The sequence below is a fragment of the Marinomonas rhizomae genome (assembly GCF_024397855.1).
In the GTDB taxonomy this organism is placed as follows: domain Bacteria; phylum Pseudomonadota; class Gammaproteobacteria; order Pseudomonadales; family Marinomonadaceae; genus Marinomonas; species Marinomonas rhizomae_A.
Genome location: NZ_CP073343.1, coordinates 3,498,199 through 3,515,283 on the forward strand (window position 1 = coordinate 3,498,199; position 17,085 = coordinate 3,515,283).

Here is a 17,085-nt window from a genome sequence, read left to right on the forward strand (position 1 = left end):
AGGATAGCCGAGCATATTTTCAGTCATCCTAAGCTGGCAAGTTTAACACTCTTTTTAGCAGAACTCACTGCTATTTATAAAGAGAACTCGCTAGTATTTACCAATCGATAAGGTCGAATAAACGCACCTTTAATTTGCCCGAGCCCCAAGAAACGCTGTGCTCCCTGATCGTACATTCTCACCACGGTTTCATGCTCTAATGAAACAGGGCTCGGAATGGTTCGACCAAACATCATATCCTTTGTATCTATCTCAGGTAAATCTACCTTAGCGAAATGCTCCACCGCGGTATCCATAGAGATCAAATGAGAATCTAATGCCTCATAACCCTGCTCTGCAATGGCTTCAAACTCTTCTAACGTCATCATATTTTCCGGCAGATATCCTGCCGTCGAAATTCGATGCAATGAGTGAAGATGCGCACCACAACCTAACGCCTCACCAATATCCTCACCAATGGTTCGAATATAAGTACCTTTAGAACACTGAATATCAAGCGTCAGTGTATCTTCCGTTCTTGAAACAAGGGTTAGATTTGAAATAGTCACGCGACGGCGCTTCCTTTCTATAACGATGCCCTGACGAGCATATTCATACAAAGGTTTACCTTCGTGTTTTAACGCAGAATACATGGGAGGAATTTGCTCAATGTCACCACGAAATCCGTCTAGAATGCCTTCTAGAGACTCATCTGAAAGTGCTGGAATTAAGTCTTCAGTTAAGACCTCACCTTCACGATCACCGGTTGTGGTTCTTTTTCCCAACTGGATGCAGGTTAAGTAGCGCTTATTTGCATCTAATAAATATTGAGAAAATTTCGTTGCTTCTCCGAGACACAATGGCAACATTCCTGTTGCCAAAGGGTCAAGCGCCCCAGTATGCCCAGCTTTTGCTGCCTGATAAAGGCGACGGACACGCTGCAACGCTTGGTTCGAACTCAAACCTATCGGCTTGTTCAGTAGAACGATACCGTCCACTGAACGCCATTTTGCTTTAACCATACGAAATTATTACTCGTCTTCGTTACCGTTTTTTGTCTCATCATCACGAATTGCTTCATCAATCAGAGCGGACATGCGTGAACCATTTACAACACTCTGGTCATAATGAAAACGCAAATGCGGCATAACACGAAGTTTTACTTCTTGTGCTAAACGACGACGCAAGAACCCTTTTGCACTATCAAGTGCAGCCTGGTTCTCAGCCAATACTTCTGGCTGGTCATCTTTACCCAATACGGTGTAATAAATATCCGCATAGCCTAAATCTTTTGCTACACGCACTTCGTTGACAGTAACTAATCCTAAACGCGGATCTTTTACTTCAAACTGGATCAAGGACGCCAGCTCCTTTTGGAGCTGGTCACCAATCCGACTAGTACGACTAAATTCGCCTGCCATGATCTTGCCCTATTAAAGCGTACGCGCTACTTCGACGGTTTCAAAAACCTCGATCTTATCGCCTACTTTCACATCGTTGTAGTTCTTCACGCCGATACCACATTCCATACCACGGCTAACGTCATTAACCGCATCTTTGAAACGACGAAGAGACTCAAGTTCACCTTCGTAAATAACAACATCATCACGCAATACACGAATTTGCTTGTTACGGTAAACCGTACCTTCGATAACCATACAGCCGGCAATCAAACCAAACTTAGGTGAACGGAACACATCACGTACTTCTGCAGTACCTTTGATATCCTCACGAAGATCTGGAGACAACATGCCAGACAATGCAGATTTAACATCATCGATAATGTTGTAGATAATACTGTAGTAACGAAGATCGATGCTTTCACGCTCAATAAACTGCTTAGCAGAGTTGTCGGCACGCACATTGAAACCAAAAATCACGGCATCAGAAGCCAAAGCCAAAGTCGCATCCGTTTCAGTGATACCACCAACGCCGCTAGAGACGACATTCACTTTTACTTCGTCAGTGTTCAGATCAGTCAGAGACTTGATCAATGCTTCAAGAGAGCCACGAACGTCTGCCTTAAGAACTACATTCAATGTACGAACTTCGTCTTTGCCCATTTCAGAGAATAAATTCTCCAATTTAGCAGAATGTTGACGAGCAAAGCGCACTTCGCGGTACTTACCTTGGCGGAAGTTTGCTACTTCACGAGCTTTACGCTCATCAGCAACAACGATAAATTCTTCACCCGCTTCAGGCGTTCCATCAAGACCAAGAATCTCAACAGGAATAGAAGGACCAGCAGAGTTAATTGCCTTACCTGTTTCATCTAACAAAGCACGTACACGACCCATTTGCAGACCGGCCAACACAATGTCACCTTTTTTCAAGGTACCATTTTGAACAAGCAAGGTTGCAACAGAACCGCGACCACGATCAAGACGAGCCTCAACCACAACACCTTTACCAGGAGCACTAGGCACAGCGGTAAGCTCAAGCACTTCTGATTGCAAAAGAATCGCTTCTAGTAGCTCTTCGATACCTTCACCAGATTTGGCAGAAACACCAACAAACTGAACGTCACCGCCCCATTCTTCCGGCACAACTTCTTGCGCAACTAGTTCGTTTTTAACACGATCTATATCTGCACCTTCTTTATCAATCTTGGTGATGGCAACAACCATTGGAACATTACCAGCACGTGCGTGCTGAATAGCTTCAATTGTTTGCGGCATCACACCGTCATCAGCAGCACAAACCAGGATAACGATATCCGTAGCTTTAGCACCACGAGCACGCATAGACGTAAACGCGGCGTGTCCAGGCGTATCCAAGAAACTAACCATGCCATGAGGTGTTTCAACATGATAAGCACCAATGTGCTGAGTGATACCACCTGACTCACCCGCAGCAACACGAGTAGTACGAATGTAATCAAGTAATGATGTTTTACCATGGTCAACGTGACCCATTACAGTGACTACAGGTGCGCGTTTAATCGATTCACCTTCGTAGTCAATCGCTTCGATCATGTCATTCTCGACTGCATTCTCGTCGATAAACTTAACTGTATGACCCATTTCTTCAACAACTAAGGTTGCTGTATCACGATCAATTGTTTGGTTAATAGTCGCCATCGCGCCCATTTTAAACATGATTTTTATAACTTCAGCGCCTTTCACAGCCATTCTTTCAGCAAGGTCAGCAACCGTGATGCTTTCTGGCAATGCCACTTCGTGGATCATTTTCGCCGTCGGTTTTTGGAAACCATGCTCTTGTTTAGATGGCTTCTTATTCTTACGACCTAATTTACCACGACGAGTAAATTCATCTTCGTCATTCACATTTACACGTGAAGTACGCTTATTGTCTGGATTCACGCGACCACGAGGTTTGTCTTTATCTTTGTCATTATCGTGTCTAACTGGGCCTTTTTTGCCCTTAGGAGCAACAGTAGGCTTTTTACTATCCATTGCTGGTTGAGACACTTTTTTCGCTGCTTTAGGCTGCTTCGGTGATTCCACGGGTTCTGCCGCTCCTGTATCGGAAACATTCTGCTCCGTATCATTGACCGCGCCAGCATCCGCTACGACGGTTTTCACCGCTGCTTCTTGACGCGCTTTTTCTTCGGCTTCAGCCTTCGCTTTGGCCGCCTTCTCTTCTTCTTGCTTACGCTCTAACTCAAGACGCGCTTTCTCTTCTGCTAAACGCTCTTGCTCTTCTGCAAGACGTTTTGCCAACTCTTCCTGCTTCTGAGCTTCTTCATCTACATCATCACGCTTAACATAGGTGCGCTTTTTCTTAACAGCAACATTGACAGCTTTTCCGCCATCACCACGAGACAAGGTACTTGTTGTCTTGCGCTGCAAAGTAATTCGCTGGCTATTCTCGCCCTCTTCACCATGTTGACGCTTTAAATAATTCAATAGCGTTTGCTTTTCAACTTCAGAGACTTCTTGGCTTGCACTCGTTTGAGGTAGGCCAGCGTCTTTCATCTGAGCTAGTAGCTTATCGACTGGTGTATTTACCAGCTCGGATAGTATCTTTACGGTTTGAACTGTCATTAAGTTCCCCCTTATGTACTCAGATTTTATTCAGATTCAGTAAACCAAGGTGCGCGAGCAGTCAGAATAAGACGACCTGCACGCTCTTCAGTCATACCTTCAACGTCAAGCAATTCATCAACCGATTGTTCAGCCAAGTCTTCCATAGTGATAACACCCATAGAAGCAAGAACCAAAGCAAGGTGATTATCCATTCCATCCATCGCCAATAAGTCGGCAGCAGGTTTGGCACCATCTAATTGCTCTTCAGCCTGGAGCGCTTGATTCAGCAAGGCCTCTTTTGCACGTGAACGTAGCTCGTTTACTAAATCTTCATCAAATCCATCGATGTCTAACATTTCTTCCATTGGGATATAAGCGACTTCTTCTAAAGAAGTGAATCCCTCATCAACCATCTGGATCGCCAAATCATCATCGATATCTAATCCAGTAACGAAGATATCAATCAGCTTTTGCGATTCTTCTTGCTGTTTAGCTTCTGCATCTTCGCTGGTCATTACATTCAAAGACCAACCAGTCAAAGTAGACGCCAAACGAACGTTTTGACCATTTCGGCCAATAGCTTGCGCTAAATTATCACTCTTAACAGCCACATCCATAGAATGTGCGTCTTCATCAATAACAATCGAATCCACTTCTGCTGGCGCCATTGCATTGATTACTAACTGAGCAGGATTATCATCCCAAAGTACGATATCAACACGCTCACCATTCATTTCATTTGAAACTGCTTGAACTCGTGCTCCACGCATTCCAACACAAGCACCAATTGGATCAATACGGCGATCGTTTGTTTTTACGGCAATTTTTGCACGTAAACCTGGATCACGAGCAGCACCACGAATTTCAATAACTTCTTCAGAAATCTCTGGCACTTCAAGACGGAATAGCTCAATCATGAATGCTGGATCATTACGGGAAAGAATCAACTGAGCGCCACGGCTGTCATCGCGAATTTCAAGCAACAAAGCACGAATGCGATCATTCATTCTGAAGCTTTCACGGGCAATCAATTGATCTTTTGGCAATGACGCTTCCGCATTTTCGCCAAGATCAATGATCAAGCTATCACGAGTCACTTTTTTAACTTGACCATGAACCAGCCTGCCGACTTTCTCAGAATACAAAGCGACCATTTTAGCACGCTCAGCTTCGCGTACTTTTTGTACGATAACTTGTTTTGCTGTTTGAGCAGCAATACGGCCGAAAACTTCAGACTCAACTTCTTCTTCGTAAATCTCGCCGATAGGCACGCCAAGATTTTGTTCTTCAGAATCATCAATTGTTAACTCAAATGCTGGAGCAGAATAATCTTCATCTGCAACAATATGCCATTGACGGTAAGTTTTATAATCACCTGTACGCTGATCAATAGAGACACGAATTAATGCATCTTCTTCAAAACGGCGTTTGGCAGCACTAGCTAAAGCAATCTCAACGGCTTCGAAAATAACTTGTTTCGGAACATCTTTCTCGTTGGAAACGGCTTCTACTACCAAAAGAATTTCTTTGCTCATCCTTTTAGCCTCTCTTCAAGGTTAATTTTTAAAATTGTGGAACAACATTTGCCTTATCGATCAAATCAATAGGCAATAAGTATTCTTCTTGATCTACGCGAATAACAATATCTTCGCTTTCGATCCCCATTAGTTGCCCTTTAAATTTGCGACGCCCATCGAAAGGCACACGTAAACGCAAAGAAACAATAGAACCGATATAAGCCTGATACTGAGCCAAACTGAATAAAGGCCGATCTAAACCTGGTGACGATACTTCTAGGTTGTACTCCCCTGTAATTGGGTCCTCAACATCTAGAATAGAACTAGCTTGACGGCTAACACGGGCGCAATCTTCTACATCAATCCCTTTTTCATCATCCGTTTCAATGTAAATACGAAGCACAGAATCCTTACCTAAAGATAAGTATTCCATACCCCAAAACTCAAACCCTAAACCCTCAACGACTGGTCGAATAAGTTCTTCTAAAATCGTATATTTTGCTGACAATCGTTTTCTCCGAAAACCAATTTTGTAAAACGCAGAAACAAAAAACGGGCTCTAGGCCCATTTCCATTTATTAACAGTCACAGTACAGATAACAAAAAACCCCATATAGGGGTTCTCAGCACTCTGCTCAAATAAAACTGAGAGAGCATCCTTCCTAAGGAAGGTCGTCAATCCTGACACTAAACACTAAGAACAAACTGGTGCGGATACCTAAACTAGGAAAACCATGAGAAGAATATCTTAAAAAAGAGACTCAAATCTCGACAAACCAGATTGCCCTGCATCAATATCTCGACATCATACACAAAACACGACATCAATTCAAGATTGGTGCGGATGGGGGGACTCGAACCCCCACGAGCATAGCTCACCACCCCCTCAAGGTGGCGCGTCTACCAATTCCGCCACATCCGCAAGTTCACTTAATCATTAACACAAACACTTTATAACAAATACAACCAAATATTATTCAGTTACAGGTAGATCAGATGATGTCTTCTTCTTATCACCCAATTCTGGCAAACCTACCGTTTCATCAACCTGAGGAGCTGAAGGAACAAAATCAAGCGCACCTGAAACACTTTTCGCTTGTTCGCTGGCAAAATAAGCCAATCCGAAACTAGTCAAAAAGAATACCAAAGCAAATACAGCAGTCATTTTTCCGAAGAAACTACCACCACCTTGACTACCAAATACCGTCTGGGACGCACCACCACCAAAAGAGGCGCCAGCGTCCGCACCTTTTCCTTGCTGCAACAAAACCAACGCGATAATCAGAACCGCCGCCAGTACATGCAAAACTAAAATTAGTGCTTCCATTAATTAACCTGCTGTTTTTACAATCGCGATAAATTCTTCTGCATCAAGAGATGCACCACCAACAAGAGCACCATCTACATCAGGCATTTGAAACAAAGCCGAGCTGGTTGATGCCTTAACACTTCCACCATACAAAATCTGTACCTTTTGAGAAACAGACTCCGATGTTTTGGCCAAAAAGGCCCGAATAGCTTTATGAACGTCTTGCGCCTGCTCTGCACTTGCAGACAAACCAGTTCCTATTGCCCATACTGGCTCATAAGCAATAACCATATGCTCAAATGAGTCAATACCAACAACATCAATAACAGCCTGAAGCTGCTGCTCGCAGACTTCTAGGGTTTTGTTTGACTCACGTTCAGCCAATGTTTCACCGATACACAACATGGGAGTCAAACCAAATTCCAAAACCGCATTTACTTTAGAAGCGACAAGCTCATTTGTTTCGCCATAGAGAGAACGTCTCTCTGAATGACCAAGCAATACATACTTAACCCCAAAGTCACCTAACATCGAAGTGGAGACCTCTCCTGTATAAGCGCCTTTCACTTCTTGACTCACATTCTGCGCAGCTAAAACGATACTACTGTCAGATGTTAAATCGTTAACTTGTGACAAATAGGGAAAAGATGGAGCAACAACCACTTCAGAGTTAGAATCATCCATCTCAAGCAGGCCGTTAATCAGTGAAACAATAGACTCTTTAGAGCCATTCATTTTCCAGTTACCAGCTACTATTTTCTGACGAATCATATTCTAACCCCTAAATTCGAGGCGCCCATTCTATGGAATGGGCGCTATGGTTTCAAGTATTTATTATCACTCAACACATAAAATTCGTTTTATGCATCCGTTTTAGAAGAAACAACAGAGTTAACCTCTTCAACCAAATATTCAACAAGCTCGTCTACGGTATCACTATCTCGACCTTCAACCATTACCCTAATCAAAGGTTCTGTACCGGACGCTCGAAGCAAAACCCTGCCAAGGCCGTTCAAACGCTCATTTGCGATAGCAATCGCTTTTTGCAAAGCTGGCTCTTCATTTGGAACAAAACGCTTAGCAACACGGATATTTTTTAGTTTTTGCGGAAACTTCACCAAGCCAACTAAAAGCTCATCAAGAGCCTTACCTTCTTCAACCATAGCCCGCAATACTTGAAGTGCCGCAATAATACCGTCACCTGTGGTAGTAATTGAGCGACAAACAATATGCCCTGATGGCTCGCCACCCAACACCCAACCATGCTGCATAAGCTTTTCGTTCACATAACGATCTCCGACCGCGGCACGACTAAAGCCAATCCCCGTTTCTGAGAAAGCTAACTCCAAGCCAAAGTTACTCATCAAAGTACCAACGACACCACCACTAAAACGCCCAGTGCGCATCAGATGATTAGCAATAATATACAGAATATCATCACCATCACGCACCACACCGTGACGATCAACCAGTATTAACCGATCCCCATCACCATCTAGAGCAATACCAAGATCAGCTTCTTCGGCCAAAACATTCTTACATAACAATTCAGGCTTAGTCGCACCGCTAAACTCATTGATATTCAAACCATCAGGGTTTGCACCAATCGAAATAACTTCTGCCCCCAGCTCGGAGAAAACTCTAGGAGCAACGTGATAAGTCGCACCGTCAGCACAGTCTACAACGATTTTCAATCCGCTTAACTGCAAACCAATAGGAAATGTACCTTTACAATATTCTATGTAGCGCCCAGCTGCATCATCAATCCGCTTAGCACGACCAATAAGACTAGACTCAACAACCACCATCGGCTGCTCTAGAAAATACTCAATTCGCTCTTCTATCTCATCAGAAATTTTACCACCCTCTGCAGAGAAGAATTTAATCCCATTATCTGTATAAGGATTATGAGACGCACTGATAACAATGCCCGCACTCGCCCGAAAAGTTCGAGTAAGATACGCGATTGCAGGTGTTGGCATAGGACCAACCAAACGCACGTCAGCACCCGCAGCAACAATGCCAGACTCAAGGGCAGACTCAAACATATAACCAGAAATACGAGTATCCTTGCCTATCAGGATTTTTTTATCGTTTTCTTTAAAAACTTGACCAGCAGCCCAACCAAGCTTCAGCATAAACTCTGGCGTAATTGGCGTCGTACCGACTTTTCCACGAATTCCATCTGTACCAAAATATTTACGCATTAAATTTCTCTCTCAATACGAGACATCAACGCCAGCATTTCAACATGCGGCTTAACATCATGAACTCTAAAAATACGGGCACCTTTTGAATAAGCAGAAGCATTTGCTCCCATAGTGCCATACAAACGCTCTTCAACTGGTAAACCCAAAGCCTCTCCTATCATAGTCTTTCTCGAAAGACCGATAAGAACGTCAAACCCCATACCGGTAAATACCTCAGTATGCTTAAGCAATGACAAATTATGAGCCAGCGTTTTTCCAAATCCGATACCAGGATCCAAAATAAGGCGAGATCGAGGAATACCCACCAACTCACACTCTTCAACCCTAGACATCAAGTAACTAACCACATCATCCACCACCGACACATAATCCGGTCGATCCTGCATCGTCTGTGGCATACCTTTCATATGCATCAGGCAAATAGGCAACTCAGCTTCAGCCGCCGCCTGCAAAGCGCCTTCACGTTCAAGTGCCCTAACATCATTTATCAACCCCATACCCAAATGAGCTGCACCTCGAATCACCTCTTTCGTACTAGTATCTACAGACACAACGATGTCAAAGCGTTTTTTTATAGCCTCAACAATAGGCAAGACACGATCCAACTCCTGCTGAGTAGAAACGGGCGCAGCTCCAGGACGAGTCGATTCTCCGCCAACATCAATAATGCTAGCACCTTCCTGAATCATCCTTTCAGACTGGCGCAATGCCGCATCTAAAGAATTAAAAGCGCCACCATCAGAAAAAGAATCCGGCGTAACATTTAGTATCCCCATAACATGAGGAAGGGACAAGTCTAGCGACTTGTCCCCAAAAGGTATTAACGACATTAAAAAACCATATCAGTAGTTAATAATTTGAGATTATTCACCTGTTGGCTTAGGTGAAGCCTGACCCGAATTAGAATCGAGATCCTCTGACTCACTCTCATTTTCAGAAGCCCCCACCCCAGATGGAGCATCAACCTCGTCACTTACCTTGCCCACATCATCGCCTTTAGAACCAGGATCAGACCAACCCTCAGGCGCAGAAGGCTTTTTGCCATCCATAATCTCTTTGATTTGCTTAGAGTCAATCGTTTCATATTGCATCAAGGCTTCCGACATCACATCAAGCTTAGAGCGATTTTCCTCTAGAATCTGTGTAGCTTTAGCATAACAGCGACTAATAATATCCTGAACTTCGGCATCAATAATTTTACCCGTCTCAGGAGAGAAGTAATTTGCCTTGCTGCCTGTTGGCCCAGAGATATAACCACCAGAATTGTCATCTTCTTCGTAAGCAAATGGACCTAGCTTTTCAGACAAACCCCATTTAGTAACCATGTTACGAGCAATACTGGTCGCACGCTCAATATCATTGGAAGCACCAGTGGAAACACCATCAAAACCATGAATCATCTCTTCAGCGATACGACCGCCGTACAAACTACATACCTGGCTTTCAAGGCCACGCTTACTAACACTGTATTTATCTTCTTCAGGTAAATACATGGTGACACCAAGCGCACGGCCACGAGGAATAATAGACACTTTATATACTGGATCATGCTCTGGCATCAAATAGCCGATAATAGTATGACCTGCCTCGTGGTATGCAGTATTGAGCTTTTCTTTATCACTCATCACCATGGTTTTGCGCTCAGCGCCCATGAGAATCTTGTCTTTTGCAAGCTCAAGCTGCTCCATGTTAACCAAACGACGATTAGAGCGAGCTGCAAACAGCGCTGCTTCGTTTACCAAGTTCGCCAAATCAGCACCAGAAAAACCTGGCGTACCGCGAGCAATATTTTTTGGTTCAACATCATCATCGCAAGGCACTTTACGCAAATGCACTTTAAGAATCTGCTCACGACCACGAATGTCAGGCAAGCCAACTTGGACTTGTCTATCAAAACGACCAGGACGAAGCAAAGCTGGATCCAATACATCTGGACGGTTAGTCGCAGCAATAACGATAATACCTTCGTTACCTTCAAAACCATCCATTTCAACCAATAGCTGGTTTAATGTCTGCTCACGCTCATCATTACCACCGCCCATACCGGAACCACGGTTACGACCCACAGCATCAATCTCATCGATAAAGATGATGCATGGCGCGTGCTTTTTCGCCTGCTCAAACATGTCACGTACACGAGATGCACCAACACCAACGAACATTTCAACGAAATCAGAACCTGAAATTGTAAAGAAAGGCACTTTTGCTTCACCAGCAATGGCTTTTGCTAGCAAGGTTTTACCCGTACCTGGAGGCCCGCACATCAAAATACCGCGTGGAATTTTACCGCCAAGACGCTGAAACTTACTTGGTTCGCGAAGAAAATCCACCAATTCTGAAGTGTCTTCTTTTGCTTCATCACAACCAGCAACATCTGCAAAGGTCGTTTTAATCTGATCTTCAGGTAAAAGGCGCGCTTTGGACTTACCAAAAGACATTGGACCACCTTTACCACCGCCACCACCTTGCATTTGGCGCATGAAAAACATGAAAATAGCAAGAATGAGAAGAATAGGAAAACTAGCCACTAACAGTTGTGTCCAAATGCTTTGCTGCTCAGGCATACGCCCCTCAACAACCACATTATTACTCAGCAAATCATCCATAATCTTTGGATCAGCTGCCGCAGGACGAACTGTATCAAAGGTATCGCCGCTAGTTCGGCTACCGCTAATGGTATAACCATCAACAACCACTTTTGCTATACGGCCATCTTGGACTTCTTTCACAAATTCAGAATACGAAATTCGATTCGTGTCAGGTGTCGTATTAAAGTTATTAAACACAGTTAGTAGTACAGCCGCTATAACCAACCACAACAGTATATTTTTCATCATATCGTTCAAGAGCACACCTCTTAAAGGTTATTTTAAATGTCTCTGGCAATCATACCAGAACATACCCTATTAACCTTTATATTGTCTTCCTAATAAGTAAACTTCGCGACTTCTTGCTCGCGACGCATCTGGTTTACGCGTTACTACAGATTCAAATTGAGCCCGCATAGTCTTGAGGTATTCTTCAAACCCCTCTCCCTGGAACACTTTCACCAGAAAATTACCACCTGGACGCAACACTTGAGCCGCCATATCCAAGGCAAGTTCTACAAGATACATAGCTTGTGGCTGATCAGAAGAACTGTTACCACTCATATTGGGGGCCATATCCGAAATTACAAGATCTGCTTTTTGATCTCCAATTTCAGCCAAAATTGCTTCGTATACTTCTTGTTCAGTAAAATCTCCCTGAACAAAACTCACACCCGGCAAAGGAGACATTTCCAAAATATCAGAAGCAACTATTGTCCCGTTATCACCCACTAGCTTTGCCGCCACTTGAGACCACCCCCCAGGAGCGGCACCAAGATCAACAACACGCATCGCGGGCTTAAACAACTTATCCTTGTCATTAATTTCTATCAGCTTATAACTCGCTCGAGAGCGATAGCCATCTTGTTGGGATTTTTTGACATACGGATCGTCAAAATGTTCCTTCATCCAATTATTACTACTTTTTGATCTTGCCACGTTTTCATCATACCTAAATCAGTCAATATTCCGCTATAATATCGCTTAACCTCTTAAGCCTCCAATAAAGAGGGTCAACTAATATGAGAAATTTTTACTATGAGTCTTACAAACGCCCAAAAAAAGCAATATCGTCTAATCGGCCACGCTCTTAACCCTGTGGTTATGATTGCGGGCAACGGTTTAACAGAGACTGTTCTAACTGAAATAGATCGCGCTCTTGAAGATCACGAACTGATTAAAATACGTATCAGCATTGCTGACCGCGAAGTTCGCTCCGCATTAATTGAAGAAATTAATAAGATAATGAAGTCTGAAACGGTACAAACCATTGGCAAAGTAGCACTTTTCTATCGTGCCGCTTTAAAGCCAAACCCAAAGCTTTCAAACTTACTTCGTTAAGATATGGCTTAGAGATAGTCTATTTTGTGTAAAAATTAGACTATCTCTAAACTCTTCAAACTTACGGCCGATACCTTTGACAGCTAACAAAGGAGTCGTACCATGCTATTTATAGAGGCGCTCAATAGAGCCAGCACTCAGACAAACGAGAGAAAGTTGATCTCTAGAGCCAAATATCGCCCTATAATCAGCAATCAAGATTCTGTCGACTTAAGTTCTGCAGCCCATCAGGTAAAGGAAATACATCTAGATAGCCAAGCAAAATCTCAACTCACGGCATCAGCAAGCGTTTTTGCCAACCTTATAGAGCACGTTCTCAGTCATATTATAAAAAGCAACATGCACATTCACTCCCCTGAGGAGCTCGAATTAGATACGAAAGATTGGACACTTTTTCTACAAGTCCCGCCCACAACAAAAGAAAAAAACGAAAAATCAGTGGAATATGTTGCTCCAGAGACATTACAGCGCCCACCAGCAAAGCAGCTTATATTTCATATCCCGGTGAAGCCTTCTTACGGCATCCCCATAGATATGACACTCTTATTATCTCCAAATAGCGGCTCCCCAGAAGTGCCAAGCCTATTCCACACCTTCCCGAAAGAAAGTTGGCTTCCAGTTTTGCGCACTCCTTACCCACCTGAATTTTTAGAACAACAGGTCACTCACCACCATATTTTACTTGATCAAGACGGTGAGCCGGATCAGTTATCCCCTCTCTACGTTCACACAAACCAAAGCAAAATCATGGGAGAAAATACATTTCCCCTTCAATTTTTCGGTTTGCGCATTTGGAGATCTAAAAACAACACACTAACGCCTGTTGTCTTAGGAGACAAACAAATTGGCCTGCTATTTGTCGGTCACTACAAGCCAATTGAAGGAAACCCAATTAGCGCAGAAGAAAGAGCCCGGCAAGCACACAATCTTTATACCAAGGCTTAAGGCACAATATTTAGACAATAAAAAACCCTTCATACGATTCGCACGAAGGGTTCATTTTATCGGCTAAGCCAAACAAAGTGCTTAGAAAGAAAACTAAATACTAAAACTCGCACCACAACCACAGGTCGATGTGGCATTAGGGTTTTGCACAACAAAGCGCGAACCCTCTAAATTTTCTTTATAGTCCACTTCAGATCCAACAAGATATTGGAAACTTAACGGATCAACAACTAAAGTCACTCCATTACGCTGCACTTCGGTATCGTCTTCTTGATGCTCTTCATCAAATGTGAAGCCATACTGAAAGCCAGAGCAACCGCCACCTGTCACATAAACTCGCAACATGAGTCGATCATTCTCTTCTTCTTCAATCAAAGATTGCAACTTTGCCGCTGCTGCGTCTGTAAACTCGATAGGATCAATCGATTCAACCATGCTCATCTCAATACCACTAAAACCATTTCAATAAATGAATTATCCGCTTATCCGAGTAATTTAGTCAAGTATAGATCAATGCTCACGAGTTGAACGGAAGCGCACCTGAGGCCATTTCTCTTCCGCCATCATTAGATTTACTCGTGTTGGCGCCAAATAGGTTAAATGACCACCACCATCAATCGCTAAATTATCACGGCACTTGTTTTTAAATTCTTCAAACTTCTTAGCATCATCACATTCAACCCATCGAGCAGTATTAACGTTAACTGGCTCGTAGATGCACTCAACCTTGTATTCGTCTTTTAAACGATAAGCAACCACTTCATATTGCAACTGACCCACAGCACCAACAATCAGTTCATTATTACGCTGTGGCATAAATAGCTGAGTGGAACCTTCCTCAGAAAGCTGCTGCAACCCTTTCTGCAATGCTTTCATTTTCATCGGATCTTTCAAACGTACTCTACGAAACAATTCTGGAGCAAAGTGAGGAATACCAGTGAACTTCAAATCCTCACCTTCAGTAAAGGTATCACCTATTTGAATTGTGCCATGGTTATGCAAACCAATGATATCGCCAGAAAACGCCTCATCAACACCTTCACGATCACCGGCAGTAAAAGATACGGCATCCGTCACTTTGATATCTTTACCGATACGACAATGGCGCATTTTCATGCCGCGGCTATAGGTCCCTGAACACACTCGCATAAACGCAATACGGTCACGGTGTTTCGGATCCATGTTAGCCTGTATTTTAAAAATAAAGCCGGAGAACTTCTCTTCTTTCGCTTCTACTTTACGAGAATTTGTTTCGCGGTCAATCGGTGCAGGGGCCCACTTAACAAAACCATCTAGCATTTCACGAACACCAAAGTTGGACAACGCCGTACCAAAGAATACAGGCGTTAATTCACCCGCCAAATACGCATCATGGTCAAATTCATGGCTCGCACCACGAACAAGCTCAATCTCATCCATGTAAGCCGCCCAATCATCACCAAGCAACTCTTTTGCTTCATCAGACTCCAGCCCTTCGATGCGAATATCGTCCATCAAGGTATGACCACGCCCGCGAACAAATACATGAATAGTATCGGTATAAAGGTTATAAACCCCTTTAAAGAAATCACTCATGCCTATAGGCCATGTTATCGGTGCTGCTGCAATTTTCAGCACGTCTTCCACTTCATCCAACAAATCAATCGGATCACGAATATCTCGGTCCATCTTATTGATAAAGGTTAAAATAGGCGTATCTCGAAGACGACAGACGTCCATCAACTTGATCGTGCGATCCTCTACACCTTTCGCCCCATCGATAATCATCAACACAGAATCGACAGCCGTTAACGTGCGGTAAGTATCTTCGGAGAAGTCTTCGTGCCCAGGCGTATCAAGCAGATTGACGGTACGATCTTTGTATGGAAACTGCATAACAGAAGAGGTAATCGAAATACCACGCTGCTTCTCCATTGCCATCCAGTCCGAAGTTGCATGCTTATCCCCTTTGCGGCCTTTTACAGAACCGGCAGTCTGAATAAGCTGACCGAGCAATAGTAGCTTTTCTGTAATGGTTGTTTTACCCGCATCAGGGTGAGATATGATAGCAAATGTACGTCTATCGCTTACTTCATTAAGGAAATTCTGGTCTGCCATTAAAGTGTTCTTTTAGGTTATACGCGGGCTCTAAAACACTCGACCTAAAAGCCTGTGCTCAACCCCGTTATGTTAATCGTGTTTTCGTTGGCGACTATTTTCGCTGATCTCAGCGTTATAAACAATCAATGCCTATGTAATTAATCACTATTTAAAATTTCGTCCAAATTTTTCACCTCTCAAACCAAACAAATACAGAGACGTATTTACAAATGATTTGCATTACCACTACTAATAACAATAAAATAATTAACCACCTGAGTATTGATCAACAAGTCTCAGACATGATTTTTCAGTTAAGCACTGTCAATATTCGATTAAAAAATGGTAGAGCCTTAAGAATGATAGAGTCTAAAGAACTGCAGTTTAGTATCGGTGACCGTTCACTATTAACAAATTTCTCGATGACATTTGAGCCAGGAAAAATTTACGCCTTGGTAGGTCACAATGGCTCTGGAAAATCCACCCTTTTAAAATTGCTTGCTCAACAACAAAAACCAACTGCGGGCAATATTTTACTGAATAGCCAATCTATTTCTTCTTGGTCGCAAAAAAAGTTTGCTCAACAAGTGGCTTACCTGCCTCAACAAACACCTTCTACAGACAGCCTTTCTGGAAGAGATCTCGTTAGCTTTGGTCGCTACCCTTGGCATGGGTTACTCGGCAGACTGAACAAAGAAGATCAACAATATATTGACGAGGCAATGGACCTAACCGATACCACAAACTATGCAGATAGACTGGTTGATACCTTATCGGGAGGCGAACGCCAACGTTTATGGCTAGCTATGCTACTCGCTCAACGCACTCAATATCTACTTCTTGACGAGCCTCTTTCGGCACTCGATATCGCTCACCAAGTTGACATGCTTAACCTAATAAAAAAGCTAAGTGAAAAACTCAATTTAGGCGTCATTATCGTTATCCATGACATAAACATGGCGGCACGCTTTTGCGATCATATAGTGGCTCTTCATAGTGGTGAAATGATTGCTTCGGGTTCCGTAGACAGTATTTTCAATCAAGATCATCTGCAAAAAATCTACGGTATTAAAATGCATATTTCTGAACATCCCGCTGGCTATCCTATCGCCATGCCTTATTAATTAG

The 17,085-nt window shown here is 43.2% G+C and carries 16 protein-coding genes and 1 tRNA gene; 3 read left to right on the forward strand and 14 right to left on the reverse strand.

The features are described 5' to 3' along the window. Nucleotides 1-74: 74 nt before the first annotated feature. The 12 genes from truB to rlmE form a co-directional block, all read right to left on the reverse strand. On the reverse strand, nt 75-1,001 hold the full coding sequence (truB, locus tag KDW99_RS16520) for a tRNA pseudouridine(55) synthase TruB (protein WP_255826267.1): 927 nt from the start codon (nt 999-1,001) through the stop codon (nt 75-77). A 9-nt stretch (nt 1,002-1,010) separates the two neighbouring features. Continuing rightward, nucleotides 1,011-1,400, reverse strand: a complete 390-nt coding sequence (gene rbfA / locus KDW99_RS16525; RefSeq protein WP_012068746.1) for a 30S ribosome-binding factor RbfA — start codon at nt 1,398-1,400, stop codon at nt 1,011-1,013. Between the two features lie 12 nt (nt 1,401-1,412). After that, nucleotides 1,413-3,986, reverse strand: a complete 2,574-nt coding sequence (infB, locus tag KDW99_RS16530) for a translation initiation factor IF-2 (protein ID WP_255826271.1) — start codon at nt 3,984-3,986, stop codon at nt 1,413-1,415. Between the two features lie 26 nt (nt 3,987-4,012). Further along, on the reverse strand, nt 4,013-5,503 hold the full coding sequence (gene nusA, locus KDW99_RS16535; protein WP_255826273.1) for a transcription termination factor NusA: 1,491 nt from the start codon (nt 5,501-5,503) through the stop codon (nt 4,013-4,015). Nucleotides 5,504-5,531: 28 nt separating this feature from the next. Next, nucleotides 5,532-5,993: a ribosome maturation factor RimP gene (gene rimP / locus KDW99_RS16540; protein WP_255826275.1), complete on the reverse strand. Its 462-nt coding sequence runs from the start codon at nt 5,991-5,993 to the stop codon at nt 5,532-5,534. A gap of 328 nt (nt 5,994-6,321) precedes the next feature. Continuing rightward, nucleotides 6,322-6,407, reverse strand: a tRNA-Leu gene (locus tag KDW99_RS16545). Between the two features lie 51 nt (nt 6,408-6,458). Beyond that, complete coding sequence (gene secG, locus KDW99_RS16550; RefSeq protein WP_255826277.1) at nt 6,459-6,812, reverse strand: preprotein translocase subunit SecG; 354 nt, start codon at nt 6,810-6,812, stop codon at nt 6,459-6,461. Nucleotides 6,813-6,815: 3 nt separating this feature from the next. Continuing rightward, complete coding sequence (tpiA, locus tag KDW99_RS16555) at nt 6,816-7,565, reverse strand: triose-phosphate isomerase (RefSeq protein WP_255826278.1); 750 nt, start codon at nt 7,563-7,565, stop codon at nt 6,816-6,818. 89 nt (nt 7,566-7,654) lie between these two features. Next, nucleotides 7,655-9,001: a phosphoglucosamine mutase gene (glmM, locus tag KDW99_RS16560; protein WP_255826279.1), complete on the reverse strand. Its 1,347-nt coding sequence runs from the start codon at nt 8,999-9,001 to the stop codon at nt 7,655-7,657. Further along, nucleotides 9,001-9,834 (reverse strand): dihydropteroate synthase, encoded by an 834-nt coding sequence (gene folP / locus KDW99_RS16565; protein WP_255826280.1) that lies wholly within the window; start codon nt 9,832-9,834, stop codon nt 9,001-9,003. The genes glmM and folP overlap by 1 nt, the downstream gene beginning before the upstream one ends. 33 nt (nt 9,835-9,867) lie before the next feature. Further along, the gene (ftsH, locus tag KDW99_RS16570; protein ID WP_255826281.1) at nt 9,868-11,850 is read right to left on the reverse strand and encodes an ATP-dependent zinc metalloprotease FtsH; all 1,983 of its coding nucleotides are present in this window, start codon (nt 11,848-11,850) and stop codon (nt 9,868-9,870) included. Between the two features lie 60 nt (nt 11,851-11,910). Then, entirely contained in the window at nt 11,911-12,531 is a 621-nt protein-coding gene (gene rlmE / locus KDW99_RS16575) for a 23S rRNA (uridine(2552)-2'-O)-methyltransferase RlmE (RefSeq protein ID WP_255826282.1), read from the reverse strand. Between the two features lie 99 nt (nt 12,532-12,630). Here rlmE and KDW99_RS16580 point away from each other — a divergent pair, with 99 nt between their 5' ends. Then, nucleotides 12,631-12,933, forward strand: coding sequence for a YhbY family RNA-binding protein (locus KDW99_RS16580; protein WP_255826283.1), 303 nt, complete (start codon nt 12,631-12,633; stop codon nt 12,931-12,933). A gap of 102 nt (nt 12,934-13,035) precedes the next feature. Then, a complete protein-coding gene (locus KDW99_RS16585; RefSeq protein WP_255826284.1) occupies nt 13,036-13,878 on the forward strand; it encodes a hypothetical protein in 843 nt (280 codons plus the stop codon). Between the two features lie 93 nt (nt 13,879-13,971). On the opposite strand, the gene erpA is transcribed toward KDW99_RS16585, so the two are convergent. Together erpA and KDW99_RS16595 are read right to left on the reverse strand one after the other, a co-directional pair. Then, the gene (gene erpA / locus KDW99_RS16590) at nt 13,972-14,319 is read right to left on the reverse strand and encodes an iron-sulfur cluster insertion protein ErpA (protein ID WP_226753440.1); all 348 of its coding nucleotides are present in this window, start codon (nt 14,317-14,319) and stop codon (nt 13,972-13,974) included. 69 nt (nt 14,320-14,388) lie between these two features. After that, a complete protein-coding gene (locus KDW99_RS16595) occupies nt 14,389-15,975 on the reverse strand; it encodes a peptide chain release factor 3 (RefSeq protein WP_255826286.1) in 1,587 nt (528 codons plus the stop codon). 341 nt (nt 15,976-16,316) lie between these two features. Here KDW99_RS16595 and KDW99_RS16600 point away from each other — a divergent pair, with 341 nt between their 5' ends. Further along, nucleotides 16,317-17,081 (forward strand): ABC transporter ATP-binding protein, encoded by a 765-nt coding sequence (locus KDW99_RS16600; RefSeq protein WP_255826287.1) that lies wholly within the window; start codon nt 16,317-16,319, stop codon nt 17,079-17,081. Nucleotides 17,082-17,085: the final 4 nt, after the last annotated feature.

Excerpts from the sequence above, each read along its gene's own strand:
- KDW99_RS16580 (WP_255826283.1), top strand. The coding sequence starts at position 12,631 with ATGAGTCTTACAAACGCCCAAAAAAAGCAATATCGTCTAATCGGCCAC.
- infB (WP_255826271.1), bottom strand. The coding sequence starts at position 3,986 with ATGACAGTTCAAACCGTAAAGATACTATCCGAGCTGGTAAATACACCA.
- folP (WP_255826280.1), bottom strand. The coding sequence starts at position 9,834 with ATGTCGTTAATACCTTTTGGGGACAAGTCGCTAGACTTGTCCCTTCCT.
- KDW99_RS16600 (WP_255826287.1), top strand. The coding sequence starts at position 16,317 with ATGATAGAGTCTAAAGAACTGCAGTTTAGTATCGGTGACCGTTCACTA.
- KDW99_RS16585 (WP_255826284.1), top strand. The coding sequence starts at position 13,036 with ATGCTATTTATAGAGGCGCTCAATAGAGCCAGCACTCAGACAAACGAG.
- truB (WP_255826267.1), bottom strand. The coding sequence starts at position 1,001 with ATGGTTAAAGCAAAATGGCGTTCAGTGGACGGTATCGTTCTACTGAAC.
- secG (WP_255826277.1), bottom strand. The coding sequence starts at position 6,812 with ATGGAAGCACTAATTTTAGTTTTGCATGTACTGGCGGCGGTTCTGATT.
- erpA (WP_226753440.1), bottom strand. The coding sequence starts at position 14,319 with ATGAGCATGGTTGAATCGATTGATCCTATCGAGTTTACAGACGCAGCA.
- glmM (WP_255826279.1), bottom strand. The coding sequence starts at position 9,001 with ATGCGTAAATATTTTGGTACAGATGGAATTCGTGGAAAAGTCGGTACG.
- tpiA (WP_255826278.1), bottom strand. The coding sequence starts at position 7,565 with ATGATTCGTCAGAAAATAGTAGCTGGTAACTGGAAAATGAATGGCTCT.
- KDW99_RS16595 (WP_255826286.1), bottom strand. The coding sequence starts at position 15,975 with ATGGCAGACCAGAATTTCCTTAATGAAGTAAGCGATAGACGTACATTT.
- rbfA (WP_012068746.1), bottom strand. The coding sequence starts at position 1,400 with ATGGCAGGCGAATTTAGTCGTACTAGTCGGATTGGTGACCAGCTCCAA.
- nusA (WP_255826273.1), bottom strand. The coding sequence starts at position 5,503 with ATGAGCAAAGAAATTCTTTTGGTAGTAGAAGCCGTTTCCAACGAGAAA.